General features: G+C 67.0%; 3 protein-coding genes. 1 reads left to right on the top strand and 2 read right to left on the bottom strand.

Going from position 1 to position 3,053, the window contains the following annotated elements; genetic code table 11:
• Together BIS11_RS13895 and hemC are read right to left on the bottom strand one after the other, a co-directional pair.
• The coding region (locus tag BIS11_RS13895; protein WP_253586331.1) for a uroporphyrinogen-III synthase at window positions 1-528 on the bottom strand (528 nt) is incomplete at its 3' end.
• 10 nt (window positions 529-538) lie between these two features.
• Entirely contained in the window at window positions 539-1,483 is a 945-nt protein-coding gene (hemC, locus tag BIS11_RS13900; protein WP_253586332.1) for a hydroxymethylbilane synthase, read from the bottom strand.
• A 127-nt stretch (window positions 1,484-1,610) separates the two neighbouring features.
• Here hemC and BIS11_RS13905 point away from each other — a divergent pair.
• Window positions 1,611-3,053: bifunctional diguanylate cyclase/phosphodiesterase (locus BIS11_RS13905; RefSeq protein WP_253586334.1), on the top strand; the 1,443-nt coding region annotated here is incomplete at its 3' end.

Consider the following 3,053-nt stretch of genomic DNA (forward strand, 5'->3'; position numbering starts at 1 on the left):
TTGCAACTCGGCATCCGGCGGCTGGTAGCACCGCCGGTAGAGCTCGACCCGGGTCACCTCGGCGCCACGCTCGGCAAGCGTCTCCCCGAGCAGGGTACGGCCACCTTCGCCGGCGACCAGCAGCACGCGTTGGTGCGTCAGGTCCGCAAGCGAGGCCAATGACAGCAGCGCTTCGCTGGACTCCTCGCCGGCGCCGGGGGGCGGCGTATGGGCGCGCACGCCGAGCGTCTGATCGAGCACCTCGGCGGTGCCGCGCCCCAGGGTGTAGAAGTCGATGCCCACCGGCAGCTGCGGCCAGTAGCGATCGATCGCCTCACCCAGACAGTGCGCCGCGAAGGGGCTGGCTACGATTATCTTAGGGTAGTGGTCGAGATCGAGCCACACGCCGCGCGTCGCGGCGTCCTCGTCGAGCGCCTCGAGGGTCATGACGTCGAGACGCGCGACCACGAAACCCTCGCCGCGCAGCGCGACCGCCAGGGTCTCGCCGCGCTCGCCGGGGCGGGCGATCAGTACCGGCGCCTGGTTCACCGTGGGCGTCTCATACGTTGTCGCCGTACACCTCGGCGAGAATCTCGCCGGCGCCCTGGTCGAGCAGGTCCTCGGCCACGCGAATGCCCAGCGCCTCCGGCTCGTGGATCGAGCCGCGCCCTTCGGCGCGCAGCACCTCGGTCCCCTCGGGATTGCCGACCAGGCCGCGCAGCCAGATCGTCTCGTTGGCCTTGTCGAGCACCGCGTGGCCGGCGATCGGCACCTGGCAGCCGCCCTCCAGGCGCGTGTTCATGGCGCGCTCGGCGCGCACGCGGGTGGCGGTATCGGCGTGATCGAGCGGGGCGAGCAGGCTGATCAGCTCCGGGTCGTGCAGCCGGCACTCGACGCCCAGCGCCCCCTGGCCGCAGGCGGGCAGGCAGAGCTCCGGGGGCAGTTCCTGGGCGATACGCACGCCAAGCCCCAGGCGCTTGAGCCCGGAGGTGGCGAGGATGATGGCATCGAACTCGTCGGCGTCGAGCTTGGCCAGGCGGGTCTGCACGTTGCCGCGCAGGTTGAGGATCTCGAGATCCGGGCGCAGCTCGCGCAGTTGCAGGCCGCGGCGCAGGCTCGCGGTGCCGATGCGCGCGCCGTCGGGCAGCGCGTCGACGCTTTGAAAACGGTTGGAGACGAAGGCGTCGGTGGGCTCGGCGCCCTCGAGGATGATGGAGAGCCCCAGGCCTTCGGGGAAGTGCATCGGCACGTCCTTCATGGAGTGCACGGCGATGTCCGCCCGGCCGTCGAGCATGGCGTCCTCCAGCTCTTTGACGAACAGCCCTTTTCCGCCAATCTTGGAAAGCGGGGTATCGAGGATCTTGTCGCCCTTGGTGGACAGCGCCACCAGCTCGACCTCCAGACCACTGTGCGCCGCCATCAGTCGTTCCCGGACGTACTCGGCCTGCCACAGGGCCAGTTGGCTCTTGCGCGTGGCGATGCGCAGTTTGGTGATGGATGACACGTTATTCTCCCTTTGCCGCTGACACGGCGCGTCGAACTATGATAAGTCTCATCATAAAGCACCCGGTCACGCAGTAAAAATAACCAGCCATAATTGGTTGATGGACCCTTTGTTCAGGTAACGCCCTATGTCCCCTGTCAAGCCGCAAGGCGAGCTAGATCAATTTTTCCTGCTGTCGCAGGACTTGTTCTGCTGCATCGATTTCACGGGGACGCTGCTGAACGTCAATCCCACCTTCGAGAACCTGCTGGGGTATTCCGCTCAGGAGCTGATCGGCCGACCCTGCGGGGTGATCATCGACCCGCAGGACTACGCGGTGATCGAGCACGCCCTGATGCGCCTTCGCGACGGCCGGTCGATCGAGGCGTTCGACGTGCGCGCGCGCAGCTGGCAAGGCGAGCTCTTCTGGCTCGAGGTGAGCGCCTGTGCCAACGACGACGTCATCTACGTGATCGCCCGCGACATCACCCGGCGCAAGACCGCCGACCAGCAGTTGGCGCTCTTGCAGCGCAGTGTGGAGTCGAGCACCAACGGCGTGGTGATCGTCGATGCCCAGTCCGACGACCTGCCGATGGTCTACGTCAATCGCGCCTTCGAGCAGATCACAGGCTACGCCCGGGACGCCGTGATGGGGCTCAACTGCCGCTTTCTGCAGGGCGAGGAGACCGACGCCGCCACGCTCAAGCAGCTGCGCCGCGCCATTCAGGAGCGGCGCGACGTGCACGTCATGCTGCGCAACTACCGCCGCGACGGCACGCTGTTCTGGAACGATCTCTACATCTCGCCGGTGCGCGACGAGCAGGGCGTGGTCACCCACTTCATCGGCGTGCAGAACGACGTCACCGCCCAGCGCGAGTATCAGGCGCAGCTCAGGCACAACGCCCACCACGATGCCCTGACGGGGCTGCCCAACCGCCAGCTCCTGCATCAGCGCCTGGCCCAGGGCTGCGTGCTGGCCAAGCGCTACCAGCGCTACCTGGCGGTGCTGTTCATCGACCTGGACGACTTCAAGCCGATCAACGACTCCCTTGGCCACGACGTGGGCGACTTCATTCTGGTCAGCGTGGCGCGGCGCCTCGAGGAGGAGCTGCGCCCCTGGGATACCGTGGCGCGCATCGGCGGCGACGAGTTCATCGTGCTGCTGCCGGATCTGGCCCATGAGCAGGACGTGATGCAGGTGGTCGAGCGGCTGCTGGCCAGGCTGTCGGCACCTTACTGGTACCAGGGCGAGGAGCTTCACATCACCGCCAGCATCGGTATCGGCACCGACGATGGCAGCATCACCAAGCCCCGGACGCTGATCCAGCAGGCGGATCTCGCCATGTACAAGGCCAAGCGGCGCGGGCGCAATACCTACCAGTGGTACACCGACGAGCTCAACCGACGGGTCACCGAGCGGGTCAACCTGCGTCACGCCCTGGCCCAGGCCATCGAGCAGGAGCAGTTCGAGCTGCACTACCAGCCGCAGATCGACAGCGTCAGCGGGCGGGTGGTCGGGGTCGAGGCGCTGCTGCGCTGGCAGCACCCGCTGCAAGGCAATATCCCGCCGATCGACTTCATCGGGCTCTCC

Source organism: Halomonas sp. 707D4 (assembly GCF_024158685.1).
Classification (GTDB): Bacteria; Pseudomonadota; Gammaproteobacteria; order Pseudomonadales; family Halomonadaceae; genus Vreelandella.